The following is a 12,869-nucleotide window of genomic DNA, read 5'->3' as shown; positions in this document are numbered from 1 at the left end:
AAGAGACAGAAACAAGCCATCTTATTACCTCCTGTGTCTAAATCAAATTTATACAGTGAATTTACCTGGATTTCCGGCAAATCTTCAGTCCATTCAACTATACTACCTGTCATAAGCCGCTGTCAAGAATTCATCAGCCAAAACCTCTTCTTTCCCGGCAGATTTTGGTGTAAAATAGAAATATCAAAGAAAAGGAGCCCAATATGAACACCCTTGCGTCATTCACAGCGACCGATACTCTATGGATGCTGGTCTGTGCCTGCTTCGTTTTTTTTATGCAGGCCGGATTCACCTGCTACGAAGCCGGTCTTGTACAAAGTAAAAATGTGATTTCCGTGGCCATCGAGAACATCTTCAATCTGACTATCTCGATCGTACTGTTTTCCCTGGTGGGGTTCCCGATGATGTTCGGGGCAACCATTTTTTCAGCCGATTCTTCTGCAGAAACTGCATTTGTATTCCTGCAGATCATGTTCGCGGCAGTTTCTGTCACTATATTCGCAGGGGCTCTCTCTGAGCGCACAAAACTGGCGCCGCTGCTTGTCGCCGGTGCCGTCAGCGCCGCCCTGATCTATCCTCTCTTTGGCAGATTGGCCTGGGGCAGTCATCTCAGCGGAAACGCCTCCTGGCTGGAAAAGCTGGGATTCCTCGACTTTGCCGGAGCCAGCGTAGTACATATGACTGCCGGTTTTGTCGCACTGGCCGGACTGCTGGCCGTGGGAAGCCGCAGCAGGCAGCACACCGGTAAATCCAATATTCCTCTGGCCGTTTTAGGGGTATTCATCCTGTGGTTTGGCTGGTTCGGATTCAACGGAGGCTGCATCCGCCCTGGAGATCCTGCACTGTCAAAAGTATTTTTAAACACCTGTATGGGAGCAGCTTACGGGACTCTGGGAGCACTTTGCAGCAACCTGCTTCTGAAACGCAATGGCGGATATCTGATTTCGCTGTTCAACGGAGTTCTCAGCGGACTGGTCTCCATAACCGCTTTGTCTGCCTACTGCAGTTTCTGGGCCGCTATGATCGTGGGATTTATCGCCGGGATCCTGGCGGATCTCACATCGGTGCTTCTGGAAAAACTCCACATTGATGATGTAGTCAATGTGATCCCGGTGCATCTGATCGGCGGGCTGACCGGGATCCTTGCACTGCCCTTCTGTATCCCGGTTTCTGCACTTCCGACCGACAGCCGGCTGGAACAGTTCGGAGTACAGATTATCGGAGCATGCATCTGCTTCTCCGCATCCTTCGGCATATCCTTTATCGTGTTCCTGTTGATGAAACACACGACAGGTCTTCGCGTCACAAAAGAAGAAGAAGAAAAAGGACTCAACATCGTAGAATTCAGCGATATCTACTCCTGGCAGAACTACATCGAAACATCATCTTACGAACAGGAGATACAAGAAAAAAATGATCTCCTCCGCAAGCAGACCCGGCTTCTGGCCGTTACCGAAGAGCAGGAAAAAAAGAGACTGGCCAAGGATCTCCACGATGGTGTAGGGCAGAGTCTCTCCGCCTTGAAAGTGATTCTCGGCATGGGGAAAATGCAGGCGAAAAAAAGCGAGAATCCATCGTTACAGAAAACTGCAGAAAAAGCAGCTGATCTTGCCGATCTTTCTCTGAAAGAAATGCGCAATGTCCTGAACAACCTGAAACCGGAAGCACTTGAAAAAGGCGGTTTGAAAGCCGGGCTGTCTGCCATGACTGAAAACCTGGATCAGATCGACGATTTTACCTGCCGCCTGAACCTGATAGATCCTCTGCCGGATTTCGATGAAACCGTAGAGCTGAATCTCTACCGACTGGTGCAGGAATCCCTTACCAACGTAGTCAAACACGCCCAGGCAAAAGAAGCCGTAGTCACCGGTCAAAGCAGTCAGCGGATCGGATTCTACACCATCCGCATCAAAGATGACGGCATTGGCTTTAACCCTGAATCTGAACAGCTTGGCGTCGGTATCCCGTCAATGAACGACCGTGTCAAAATGCTGGGTGGAACCTTCCATCTCTACAGCATGGAAGGAAAAGGAACGGAAATCATCATGGAGGTGCCACATCATGGAAGAAACCAATAATATCAAAATTTTTCTCGCAGATGACCACAAGATCCTTCGAGAATCATTGGAATTGCTCCTTTCTCAGGAAGATGACTTCACCGTCATCGGACAGGCTGAAAACGGGCTGGAACTGGAAAGCCGTTTTATCGAAGAGCAGCCGGATGTGCTGCTGATGGATATTTCCATGCCGAAACGAAATGGATTTGATACTGCAAAAGCGATCGTAAAGGCGTTTCCTGACATCCGCATCATCTTTCTGACCATGCATAAAAGCGAAGAAATGCTCTCCAAAGCATTCCACAGCGGATGCCGCGGCTACATCCTAAAAGAAAATGCCTTTGAAGAACTGGCTACTGCGATCCGCACCGTTATGAACGATGAGATCTACGTTTCCAACGCTTTGACGCCGATGATGCTGTCAGGCTTTCTGTCTACAGAAAAAGAACCTGGCGAACTTTCCGGGCGGGAGCATGAGATTTTAAAACTGCTGGCCGAAGGCTACAGCAACCGGGAGATCGCTGATATGCTCGCCATCTCCGTAAAAACTGTAGAAACACATCGCGCCAACATCATGCGAAAGCACAACTTCAAGAACATCACCGAGCTGGTGCTCTTTGCAGTAAGGAACCACATCATCGAACCATAACGCCCTGCAAAAGCTTTGCAGAAACTTCGACGCTATGCTTCCGGCAGCGGTCTCGACAAAAAATCAGGGATTTCCCCATAAGGTATCAGGGTTTCCCTGTATTTTCTTTTTTTGACCTTTCTTTTATACTGTAAACAATCAAAAACAGATTTGAAAAGAGAGGTGATTTCTCATGATTAACACTGGCGATACTGCGTTTATGATGATTTGTGCAGCGCTTGTTTTCATTATGACTCCGGGACTGGCATTCTTCTATGGCGGTCTGGTTTCCAGAAAAAACGTACTGACCATCATGATGCAGAGTTTTATTTCAATGGGTGTCGTAACGATTCTCTGGTTTATCATCGGATTCTCGCTGACATTTGGTCCGGATGTACACGGGTTGGTCGGAGGATTGAAATACATGTTCCTTCACGGAGTCGGCATGGAAGCCAATCCGGATTACGGAAGCACGATCCCATTTATGTCCTTCTTTAGTTATCAGCAAATGTTTGCGATCCTGACACCTGCTCTTATCACAGGTGCTTTCGCAGACAGAGTAAACTTTAAAAGCTATCTGGTATTCCTGGTTTTATGGAGTCTGCTGATCTACATCCCTCTGGCACACTGGGTATGGGGCGGCGGTTTCCTGCAGCAGATGGGAGTCGTTGACTTCGCAGGCGGGATCGTTGTTCACGCAAGTGCTGGTCTGGCTGCTCTGGCTTCCGTTTTCTTCGTTGGAAAACGTACTGTTGTCAGCAAAGTGGAAATGGAGCCGCATAATGTAACACACGTTGCTCTGGGAACGGCTCTGCTTTGGTTCGGCTGGTTCGGTTTCAACGCCGGCGGAGCTTTAGGTGCAAATTCCCTGGCTGCGACTGCATTCATCAATACCGACCTGGGCGCATCGGCTGCTATGGTTACCTGGCTGATCATCTCCTGGATCCGTGAAAAGAGTCCAAGCTTCGTTGGAGTTCTGACTGGTGCTGTTGCCGGTCTTGCCACGATCACACCTGGGGCTGGATTTGTAAAGCCATGGGCTGCGATCATCATCGGTGTTCTGGCAGGTATCATCTGCTACGCCGCCGTGCAGTTACGCAAAAAGCTCGACTGGGATGACGCTCTTGATGTTTGGGGCGTTCATGGTGTTGGCGGTATCATCGGAACGATCCTGTTGGGCGTATTCGCTTCAAAAGACGTCAACGGGATCAGCGGTTTGATCGAAGGAGATGTACATCAGTTCGGAATACAGATTTTCGGAACACTGCTGGCTTCTGCTTACGCATTTGTGATCACGATGCTGATTCTGAAGGTAGTCAACAAATTCCTGCCGGTACGTGTTACACCGGAAGAAGAACGAATTGGACTGGATGCATCCTTGCATCACGAAGAAGCATATCATTTATAGCCTATCAATACATCTAACATAAAAAATACACTGCGCTGCATGGTTCAGATCTTTCTGCCATCGGCACAGTGTATTTTATTTTCGGTCTTATTCCAGCGGTTCATCCAGGACGATACCTTCCACATACAGTCGTGCGATCTGTTCCATGACGCCAAGCTGCCTTGCAGAACACACGCTCAAGGAGCCCATGATATTTTCCTGCAGGATCTTGATCTCCTTTTCTTCTGAGATCCCGTCTTCCGCACCTTCTAAAAGAAAGTCAGCACCAACTCCTAAGATCTGTTTCAGCCGGTACAGATTTTTCATGGAAACACCTTTTTCTCCATATTCGATATCGCCAATAAATTTCGCCGTAACACCCAGCTGTTCTGCCAGTTCCTCTCTGGAAAGCCCCAGGAGTTCACGCCGCTTTCGGATTCGTGCTCCAATAGCTGACTTGTTCAATTCTTTAAACTCTGCCATACATATTCCTCCTCATTCTCGCGGCTACTCCTTATAGTTTACACGTTTCCCCTTCAAAAGTCGTCTAACTATCAGCGTATTATACATACACTTTTAAGGGATTTTGCAAAAAAATAAAAAAACTTTCGTAAAAAATGCAACATTTTTCTACAAATACATTCTATTAAAGAAAGAACCTTTTTTCATTATGAGACAAAGAAAGGAGCAACCCATGTATCATTATGACGCTGTAAACCCCGATGCGAATCTTGATGCTCAGCATCGGATTGCTAAAAATCTGCGGTTTCTACGTATCGCTCACACTATGAGCCAGGAAGAAGTCTGCAAAAAGATCGACATTTCGCGTTCGCAGTATTCCTGTCTGGAAAGCGGGACAAAAGAAGCCACATTCCCGCAGCTTTATGCATTATCCCTGTTATATCACATCAGCTTCGAGTATATGATTTCATTTGATCTGTCTGTCGAAGCAACAGATCTTCTGCAAAAAAAGATCCATTCTATAGAAAGCCGTGAATTTCAGAAAAAATTTCTCGCCCTCTCTTCTAAAAACCAGCTCCGTATCACAGAGGAGCTCTTTCAGATCTCTACTGCCGCGAAAGGAGGGAATACAAATGAAAAATGACTTCCATACACTGATCACTAATATGAAAGCTCTGAGAATCTTTTCCGGCAGCAGTCAGGAACAGACATCTGCAAGCCTCCATCTGTCACGCAGCACATATGCCTCCTATGAATCAGGACTTCGCACGCCGGATCTTGATACCCTCCAAAAGCTTTCTGCTCTCTACCATGTTTCGTTGTCGGATCTGGTCTATGCATCTATGGAAGAGCTGATCATGCTGCAGATCCACTATCAGAAAAATGAAAGTCTTCTTCAGGATGTGCTGCCCCTCTACGAGTCACTTTCTCCGTTTGACAAAAGCCGGATCATGGAGCAGATCGATATTCTGAAAAGGGAGGAGCTTCTTGTTATTTCACTGTACCACAGCTGTGATCATAAGCTGTAGTGTGTACCAGCATACCTTCTATACAGAAAAAGCAGCACTTTTGTTTTATCCGAGTGCTGCTTTGCTTTTTTGTTATAATTATAATGCTGACGATTTTGCTGCCGTGTGTCCACGGTCTCCTACATATGGATGTGAAAAACGGTGCCCAGTTTTCTGTGGTGATAAGAACGATATGGGTATACCATCTTCCCGATCCCACGATTATAGATCTGATAGCCGACACGTCCGATCCAGTGTTCCTTACGCTTGGCTTTTTTCGTGATCTCTCTTTCAGTTCCAAACGCTTTGATATCTGCGCCAAATTTTACTGCTGCAATAAGATCGTTATTGCAGTGGATCTGTGCATTGATCTCCGTGCATGCCATTCCGATATATTCCGGGACATGTGCGTCCGACCCTGCAAATGACGGCATATCAAACCGATCTGCCAGATCTTTCGCCAGACGGTTGGAATTAACAAATTCGCAGGTATTGAAGGTCTCTATGAAATCAAAGTGCTTGATGTAGCTCATCTTCATTTTCTTGAATCCCATAGCACTGGATGTCGCCACTCCAAATGGATGAGCCGGTCCCAGGATCCCTCCCAGAGAATGTACCAGCTTGATCAGCGTGCTGCATTTCAGTCCGCGTATCCGCAGTACTCTGGGATAGATGCCATCCGGCAGGATCACCAGTATATGTCCTGCGTCTTTTGTATCATATTCTATACCGCGAATAACGGTAAAATTTCGGTATTTCGGATCGTTCTTTATGGCATCCCATGCCTTGCAGCCCTTATAGCTGTTATGATCCGAGATCATAAATCCATCGTACCCCAGTTCCATAAAACGATCTGCAAATTCTGCTACAGAAACCTTGGAATCAATGGATCCTTCCTTGGTATGACAATGTAAATCAAATTTCAAATCTATCGCCTCTATCATTGTATAGTATATAAAAGTTTCCTATTTCAAACTTTCACAATATAATAGTATTCCTTTTTTTTAAAAAAAACAATGTTGAAACTGTGAAAAAATCTTAAAATTATGTAAAAAAAATATCTATCCTGGATAAAATATGCCGCCAGAGCCCACCTCTATTAAGTTTTGTATGGATTCCGCAAAAAATAGTTCTTTCAATATGCAAAATTCTTAAAGATTACGCTTGCATCTGTCACGTTTTTTTGCTATATTATAGAGGTGCCTTGCGAAAGGTACCAATAGAAATTCGGAGGATTGACCGAGTGGCTAAGGAGCTCGCCTGGAAAGCGAGTAAGGTGTAACAGCCCCGTGGGTTCGAGTCCCATGTCCTCCGCCAGAATTCAGAGACCTGTTTCAGGTCTCTTTTTTATTGAAATTTTATGGGCAAAAAGTGGTTGTTCTTAATGATGAGGCATCCGGGAAATCATGAATTCCCAGATTACGAAAAAAACAGCCTTGATTTGGATTTTTTACTGCTTATGAGCTGTACCTTCGTTCATGAATTCCCATTTTTCAAAATAAAACAGCAGGCTGGGAACTGTTTCACGAGATATTTACAGCGCAGAGAAAAACAGTTCCCAGATAAACAGTTTTTATATCTTTTGAGGAATCATGACGAGTGCTGCCCATGGATCTTGAAGCATTTCCAGCATTGAGCTTCCCATATGGCTTCGAAAAAATCAAATCCGGGAATTCATGACGCGAACAAACATCTGAATCGAGAGATTGATTCCCAATTAGATCAGATAATTTTCGATCTGGGAATTCATAAGGAAAGTCACAACCGCACTTGACAAAAACAGAGTCCTGTTCCCTAACAGAAAAACAAATGATGATCACCATAATCATGAACTGTCTGTCATGATCCCGGGATCATCATCTGCCTTATCTTATTTCAGTATATTGAACCAAATTGTTTTTATCACTACGAAGTGATCTGTTATGCAGCTCCGTTTTCATATGTGTTTTTAAACTCTTTCGCCAGGTCGCACGCCACTTTGATGCCGTGTTTTTCCAGGGTGCCCTGCAAAGCTGCCAGTGTAGCTGCTACATCTTCTGCATTGGCGTTTTCACCCATGTGACCGATGCGGATCACTTTGCCTGCCAGCACGTCGAAGCAACCGGAAATCATGATATTATAGTCCTGCATCATACCTTCCAGGATCTCCTTGTCAGTGATACCTTCCGGAACTTCCAGAACAGTTACTGTATTGGAATATCCTGATTCCAGGTATAGCGACAGACCACCCTTGACCAGTGCATAACGTGTTGCCGCTGCGATCTTCGCATGACGATCGTAAACACTGTCATCCGCCATGAAATTATCCAGAGCCTGACGCAAACCAGTGATGTCACTGATCGGCATGGTATATGGGAACCACTTGTTTTCGTAGTAATCCTTGAATGTCATGATATTGGCATAAAAAGATGCGATCGGCGTTTTACGATGCTCCATAAAGTCGAATGCTCTCTGGCTGACCCAGACCATTGTCAGCCCCGGAGGTGCCGAAAGAGCTTTCTGAGAACCTCCGCAGAGAATGTCAATCTTGCTCTTTGCACAATCCAGAGGCTGCCCGAACATGCCCGCTACGGAATCCACCACGCTTAAGATACCAAACTTATCCAGTATATTAGTAAGCGCTGGAATGTCGTTGATGACGCCGCTTGGGGTGTCGCAGTGAACTAATGTCGCATAACGGAAGTCACTGTCTTTTTCCAGATATGCTTCCAGACCAGCAGGATCTACCGGATTCTTGTAATCCGTCGTATAAAGCACCGGTTCACCACCGTAGATCTTGACGAAATCTGCAAAGCCCTTGCCAAAAATTCCATTGTCGATCACCAGAACTCTATCACCAGGTTCTGTCAAAGAAGCACATGCTGCTTCCAGTCCCAGAATGCCTTCGCCTCCCATGATGATCGCTCGGCTTTCCGTGTGCAGCGCCTCAGAAAACAAGTCGCAAGTTTCCTTATAGAACTCATAAAATTCCACATCCTGATCCGGATTAGTGCACGGGATACTCCGCGCCGCCAGTACGTTTTCTCTTACCTGTACCGGCCCTGCTGTCATGATTTTGTACATATCTGCCCTCTCCTCTTATTTTACGATTTTGCGAAGCTGCTGGATGAAAAGCAATACGATAATGCCAGCAAATCCTACCTGGACCACGTTGCCCGGTATAGATCCCAGCGGAGCGATCCAGTTGCCGTAGAGAATCACTTCTGCAAAGTAGTAGCCTACCACCTTGATGATCAGAGCCAGAATGATGGAGATAACGTTCGTCACCATCATATGTTTAAACGGCTTCTTTTCTGCCAGAAGACCTACCACGTAGCCCATGCAGCCCACGATAATAAACGTGAACGGCGCCCATGCGGTCCATCCGCTCATGAGGTCGAACAGCCCCATGCCGAAAGCTCCCGCGATAGCTCCTGTCTTTCTGCCGAACAGCATTGCCGCCACGAAAAGAGGCACATTGCCCAGATGGATCAGTCCGCCGCTGCCCATGAAAGGAAGTCTGATATTGATCAGCCAGGTAGCAACCAGCGTCAGTGCGATAAAAAGTGCATTGATGACAAGATAATAAGTCCTGCTCTTTTCGATGGTATTCGTATTTGTAGTCATTGTTTTTCTCCTGTTTTTTTATTAAGCCAGCTTCAATATTAGACTACACCATAATTATACTTTTTAAAAGATATACTTTTTTCTTTTTTATAGAGGTCAGTTGAGGCACAAAACACATTTTCTTTTGAACTGTACTTTAAGAATGGAGTATTCTAAGGAATCCGTTGTATGGGGTGATATATGAGTTTAAGAACAAACAGATTTCATGGTAGAACTTTCTGCAGTAATTCGGCATAAAAAAACACCCTGTCAGGTTCTGCAGGGGGATCAAAATCAAATCTGTAGATCTGTAGGTGTTTTACCGTTCGGATTTTAAAATTTTCTCGGTTTCTTCTGCCAAAGTTGTCTGGAAGTCCAGAAGTTCGTGACTGTATTCCCGATCCATATAGCAGGACGAGATCATAAAATCTGCTGTTGCCCGGTTGGTCGCTACCGGAATATCGTAAACAACTGCGATTCGCAGCAGCGCACGGATGTCCGGATCATGAGGCTGTGCTTCCAGCGGGTCCCAGAAAAAAATCATCATATCGATCTCACCTTCTGCGATCCTTGCGCCGATCTGCTGATCACCGCCAAGCGGTCCACTCTTGTACGGCTTTACCGGAAGGCCTGTTGCCTCTGCGATCATCTTCGATGTTGTTCCAGTTCCGCATAAGAAATGTTTCTTGAGTTCTTCCTGATTTCTCACACACCACTCTACCAGATCTTCCTTCTGATGGTCATGAGCAATCAATGCGATCGTCTTCTGCTTATTCATTACTACCTGTGTCATATCTGCTCCTCCTTTCTCTGTAAATTTTTCTTTTGATTTGGTCATTTTCCTTTTGACAACTTTATTATATCGAATATTCGGTGCAAGTCCAGAAAATCGAGACTCTTTTTACATATATTTAACAAAGAAGCGTGCAGACTTTACCTTTCCGCACGCCCTTTCAAAATCCGTTTCAGTGTTATTTTACACTTTCTTCTACCGCTTCCGGCATTTGACTGATCTCGATCACACCTTTATGACGGATTTCTTTTTTGTCCAGATCCTTCAGAGCCTTCGGCACTCTTACACCAGTCTCTTTCTCCAGTGCCCGTACATATGCGAAGCCATCGCTTTCTTCACCCAGTCCGATAGAATGTGCTACGCTGTCTGCAAATTTATAAGCACTGGCCGTAGATGCTATGATCGCAGGCGTTTCATCGCCTGTTTCCTCTACATAATCCTCGTATACTTTATATGCTACTGCTGTGTGGGTATCGATGAGATATCCGTTTTCGCGATACATTTTTCCAATGGTTTCATTGGTATCTTCCACCGTCGCAAAACCGCCATAGAAATCCTTCAGGCCTTCGCGGATCTTGTCACCGACTTCATACTTTTTCTCCTGTTCCAGAGCAGTCATCAGGCGACTGATCTCCTCACCATCATTGCCGGACAGATGGTACAGCAGACGTTCCAGATTACTGGAGATCAGAATATCCATAGATGGCGAATTAGTCAGATAGAATTCTCTATTGATATCGTAAACACCCGTATTGAAGAAGTCCGTCAAGACCTTGTTCTTATTGGATGCACAGATGAATTTCTTCACCGGAATTCCCATCTTGCCGGCGTAATAAGCCGCCAGGATATTTCCAAAGTTTCCGGTCGGCACCACGATATTAACAGGATCGCCGGCCTTGATCTGACCACGTTCTACCAGCTTTGCATAGCCGTATACGTAGTATGCCACCTGAGGCACCAGACGACCGATGTTGATGGAATTTGCAGAAGAAAGCTTGCATCCCATGGCAGATAATTTTTCTGCAAAGTCTCTGTCGTTAAAAATCTTTTTTACGCCGGTCTGCGCATCGTCGAAGTTTCCTTCGATCGCAAACACATGAGTATTGTCACCTTCCTGCGTTACCATCTGGCGTTCCTGTACCTGACTGACGCCCTGGTTCGGGAAGAATACGATTATTTCTGTTCCCGGCACATCTGCAAAGCCTTCCAGGGCAGCTTTTCCGGTATCTCCGGAAGTTGCCGTAAGGATACAGATCTTTTTATCTTCTTTTTCCTTCTTCATAGCAGTTGTGAGCAGATATGGCAGAATGGAAAGTGCCATATCCTTGAATGCAGCAGTCTTGCCATGATAGAGTTCCAGGAAATCCGCTCCGCCTGCATGGGTCACAGGAACGATTTCTGCCTCCTCAAACTTGGAGTCATATGCTCCATCCACGCAGCGCTTCATTTCTTCCTTCGTATAATCTGTAAAAAATGCGCCGATGATCTCAAATGCCACTTCCTTATATGGTCTGCCGACCAGTTCTTCTATTTTCTTTGGAAGCGCCGGGATCTGATCCGGCACATAAAGTCCCTTATCTTCAGCAATTCCCTGAATAACAGCCTGCGCTGCCGTCTTGATATTTTTACTGCCTCTCGTGCTCTGATACTGTATCATTTACTTCATACTCCCTTCCACTATATCTACGATCACATCCACATCCGCCAGGGCGCCTTTCCCCAGTGTGCCACATGCCAGCATGGATTCCTTTGGTTCTATAAACTGGTAGCCAAGACTCTTCAGCTTCTCGATGTTCTCCTGTACGATCGGATTTTCATACATGTTGGTATTCATAGCCGGTGCGATATAGATCGGCGCCTGGTTTGCAGCCGCCATGACCACCGTTGAGAGAAAATCATCTGCGATCCCATGAGCGATCTTGCCGATGATATTGGCTGTTGCCGGTGCGATCAGCACCAGATCAGCCTTTTCTGCCAGAGAAATGTGTTTCACTTCTTGCGGAGTGATCTCCTCGAACATATCCATATATACTTTATTCTTGCTGAGAGTCTGCAGCGTCAGCGGTGTAATGATCTTACTGCCGCTCTCCGTCAGGATCACATCGATATTATGCCCCAGTTTTTTTAAACGACTGATGATATCTGCCGCCTTATAGGCAGCGATGCTTCCTGTTACGCCCAGTACAATATTCATCTACTTGCTCCTTTCCCGGCAGGCAGTCATAACACGCTGCGCGATCCGGTCTGCAATTTCTTCATTCGTTTCCATTGTATCACAAGATCCGTCTTTATGGATCAAATATCCTTTATGAAAATCTGCGCCGATCTCCTGCAGGTCGTTGGCCAGGACGAAATCACAATCGTTTTTTTCCATCAGCCGTGTGCCTACTGCGATCAGTTCTTCGTGCGGAACGCCACTGAGCAGTTTGAATCCTACCAGCAGAGAATCCGGGCTCCATTTTTTGATGTTCCCGATCACCTTGGGGGATCTCTTCATATGAATGATCAGATCTTCGATATCAGAGCTGATCTTATTGCCTGAAGGATCTGCCCCACCATCTTCCGGGTCTTCTCCGCGGAGCTTTTCCAGCGTCGTCACTTCTTTTACTGTGTAATCGCTGACAGCCATAGCATGTACGACTGCATCGATCTTCTCCTCCGCCAGGATCCTGCCAAGTTCTCTCTGCAGATCCGCAACTCCTCCGATCTCTACCGGGATCACCTTCTCGTGCTCCGGATGTCGAGCCCGCGTTCCATGGAGGTAGTATACTGCTTCCAGCTCATCTGCGTACTGCTGTAAAAAAGCCGTTCCAACAGCATAGCCCAGTCGTCCCGTTGAAGAATTGGTAATAGTTCTCACATCATCGATCTTTTCACTGGTGCCACCTGCAGTAATTACTATTTTCATCGTTTTTCATTCCTTTTCACTGCTTTCGCAATATAATTTCAT

General features: G+C 46.0%; 12 protein-coding genes, 1 tRNA gene and 1 pseudogene. 6 read left to right on the top strand and 8 right to left on the bottom strand.

Annotated elements, in window-relative coordinates; all coding sequences use genetic code 11:
- Positions 1-203: 203 nt before the first annotated feature.
- From H8876_RS08490 to H8876_RS08480, 3 genes are all read left to right on the top strand, one after another.
- Positions 204-2,078: a histidine kinase gene (locus tag H8876_RS08490; RefSeq protein ID WP_249287384.1), complete on the top strand. Its 1,875-nt coding sequence runs from the start codon at positions 204-206 to the stop codon at positions 2,076-2,078.
- The gene (locus H8876_RS08485; RefSeq protein ID WP_177265458.1) at positions 2,062-2,706 is read left to right on the top strand and encodes a response regulator; all 645 of its coding nucleotides are present in this window, start codon (positions 2,062-2,064) and stop codon (positions 2,704-2,706) included. The genes H8876_RS08490 and H8876_RS08485 overlap by 17 nt, the downstream gene beginning before the upstream one ends.
- Before the next feature lie 172 nt (positions 2,707-2,878).
- Entirely contained in the window at positions 2,879-4,093 is a 1,215-nt protein-coding gene (locus H8876_RS08480) for an ammonium transporter (protein ID WP_249287383.1), read from the top strand.
- An 87-nt stretch (positions 4,094-4,180) separates the two neighbouring features.
- Here H8876_RS08480 and H8876_RS08475 read toward each other — a convergent pair whose 3' ends face one another.
- Positions 4,181-4,555, bottom strand: a complete 375-nt coding sequence (locus H8876_RS08475; protein ID WP_177264296.1) for a helix-turn-helix domain-containing protein — start codon at positions 4,553-4,555, stop codon at positions 4,181-4,183.
- Between the two features lie 211 nt (positions 4,556-4,766).
- Here H8876_RS08475 and H8876_RS08470 point away from each other — a divergent pair, with 211 nt between their 5' ends.
- Together H8876_RS08470 and H8876_RS08465 are read left to right on the top strand one after the other, a co-directional pair.
- On the top strand, positions 4,767-5,177 hold the full coding sequence (locus H8876_RS08470; RefSeq protein ID WP_177264297.1) for a helix-turn-helix domain-containing protein: 411 nt from the start codon (positions 4,767-4,769) through the stop codon (positions 5,175-5,177).
- Positions 5,167-5,562 (top strand): helix-turn-helix domain-containing protein, encoded by a 396-nt coding sequence (locus H8876_RS08465; protein ID WP_249287382.1) that lies wholly within the window; start codon positions 5,167-5,169, stop codon positions 5,560-5,562. The genes H8876_RS08470 and H8876_RS08465 overlap by 11 nt, the downstream gene beginning before the upstream one ends.
- 119 nt (positions 5,563-5,681) lie before the next feature.
- On the opposite strand, the gene H8876_RS08460 is transcribed toward H8876_RS08465, so the two are convergent.
- The gene (locus tag H8876_RS08460) at positions 5,682-6,467 is read right to left on the bottom strand and encodes a PHP-associated domain-containing protein (RefSeq protein ID WP_177264299.1); all 786 of its coding nucleotides are present in this window, start codon (positions 6,465-6,467) and stop codon (positions 5,682-5,684) included.
- Between the two features lie 303 nt (positions 6,468-6,770).
- On the opposite strand from H8876_RS08460, the gene H8876_RS08455 reads away from it, so the two are divergent.
- Positions 6,771-6,858, top strand: a tRNA-Ser gene (locus tag H8876_RS08455).
- 603 nt (positions 6,859-7,461) lie between these two features.
- Here H8876_RS08455 and H8876_RS08450 read toward each other — a convergent pair.
- The 6 genes and pseudogenes from H8876_RS08450 to H8876_RS08425 form a co-directional block, all read right to left on the bottom strand.
- Complete coding sequence (locus H8876_RS08450) at positions 7,462-8,604, bottom strand: pyridoxal-phosphate-dependent aminotransferase family protein (protein ID WP_249287381.1); 1,143 nt, start codon at positions 8,602-8,604, stop codon at positions 7,462-7,464.
- A gap of 15 nt (positions 8,605-8,619) precedes the next feature.
- Positions 8,620-9,147 (bottom strand): ECF transporter S component, encoded by a 528-nt coding sequence (locus H8876_RS08445; RefSeq protein ID WP_249287380.1) that lies wholly within the window; start codon positions 9,145-9,147, stop codon positions 8,620-8,622.
- Between the two features lie 298 nt (positions 9,148-9,445).
- On the bottom strand, positions 9,446-9,919 hold the full coding sequence (locus H8876_RS08440) for a methylglyoxal synthase (RefSeq protein WP_249287379.1): 474 nt from the start codon (positions 9,917-9,919) through the stop codon (positions 9,446-9,448).
- 178 nt (positions 9,920-10,097) lie between these two features.
- Positions 10,098-11,576 (bottom strand): threonine synthase, encoded by a 1,479-nt coding sequence (gene thrC / locus H8876_RS08435; RefSeq protein WP_249287378.1) that lies wholly within the window; start codon positions 11,574-11,576, stop codon positions 10,098-10,100.
- A 15-nt stretch (positions 11,577-11,591) separates the two neighbouring features.
- A pseudogene (coaBC, locus tag H8876_RS08430) lies at positions 11,592-12,113 on the bottom strand (bifunctional phosphopantothenoylcysteine decarboxylase/phosphopantothenate--cysteine ligase CoaBC); the annotation flags it as partial.
- Positions 12,114-12,827, bottom strand: coding sequence for a phosphopantothenoylcysteine decarboxylase domain-containing protein (locus H8876_RS08425; protein WP_249287377.1), 714 nt, complete (start codon positions 12,825-12,827; stop codon positions 12,114-12,116).
- Positions 12,828-12,869: the final 42 nt, after the last annotated feature.

The sequence above is a fragment of the Lentihominibacter faecis genome, assembly GCF_014306095.1.
Lineage (GTDB): Bacteria > Bacillota > Clostridia > Peptostreptococcales > Anaerovoracaceae > Lentihominibacter > Lentihominibacter faecis.
The sequence above is the reverse complement of the archived record's forward strand: the minus strand, read 5'-3'. Positions and strand labels throughout refer to the sequence as shown.

Bases quoted from the DNA above. Each gene is read 5' to 3' on its own strand.
- H8876_RS08490 (WP_249287384.1), top strand. From the start codon at position 204: ATGAACACCCTTGCGTCATTCACAGCGACCGATACTCTATGGATGCTG.
- H8876_RS08485 (WP_177265458.1), top strand. From the start codon at position 2,062: ATGGAAGAAACCAATAATATCAAAATTTTTCTCGCAGATGACCACAAG.
- H8876_RS08480 (WP_249287383.1), top strand. From the start codon at position 2,879: ATGATTAACACTGGCGATACTGCGTTTATGATGATTTGTGCAGCGCTT.
- H8876_RS08475 (WP_177264296.1), bottom strand. From the start codon at position 4,555: ATGGCAGAGTTTAAAGAATTGAACAAGTCAGCTATTGGAGCACGAATC.
- H8876_RS08470 (WP_177264297.1), top strand. From the start codon at position 4,767: ATGTATCATTATGACGCTGTAAACCCCGATGCGAATCTTGATGCTCAG.
- H8876_RS08465 (WP_249287382.1), top strand. From the start codon at position 5,167: ATGAAAAATGACTTCCATACACTGATCACTAATATGAAAGCTCTGAGA.
- H8876_RS08450 (WP_249287381.1), bottom strand. From the start codon at position 8,604: ATGTACAAAATCATGACAGCAGGGCCGGTACAGGTAAGAGAAAACGTA.
- H8876_RS08445 (WP_249287380.1), bottom strand. From the start codon at position 9,147: ATGACTACAAATACGAATACCATCGAAAAGAGCAGGACTTATTATCTT.
- H8876_RS08440 (WP_249287379.1), bottom strand. From the start codon at position 9,919: ATGACACAGGTAGTAATGAATAAGCAGAAGACGATCGCATTGATTGCT.
- thrC (WP_249287378.1), bottom strand. From the start codon at position 11,576: ATGATACAGTATCAGAGCACGAGAGGCAGTAAAAATATCAAGACGGCA.
- H8876_RS08425 (WP_249287377.1), bottom strand. From the start codon at position 12,827: ATGAAAATAGTAATTACTGCAGGTGGCACCAGTGAAAAGATCGATGAT.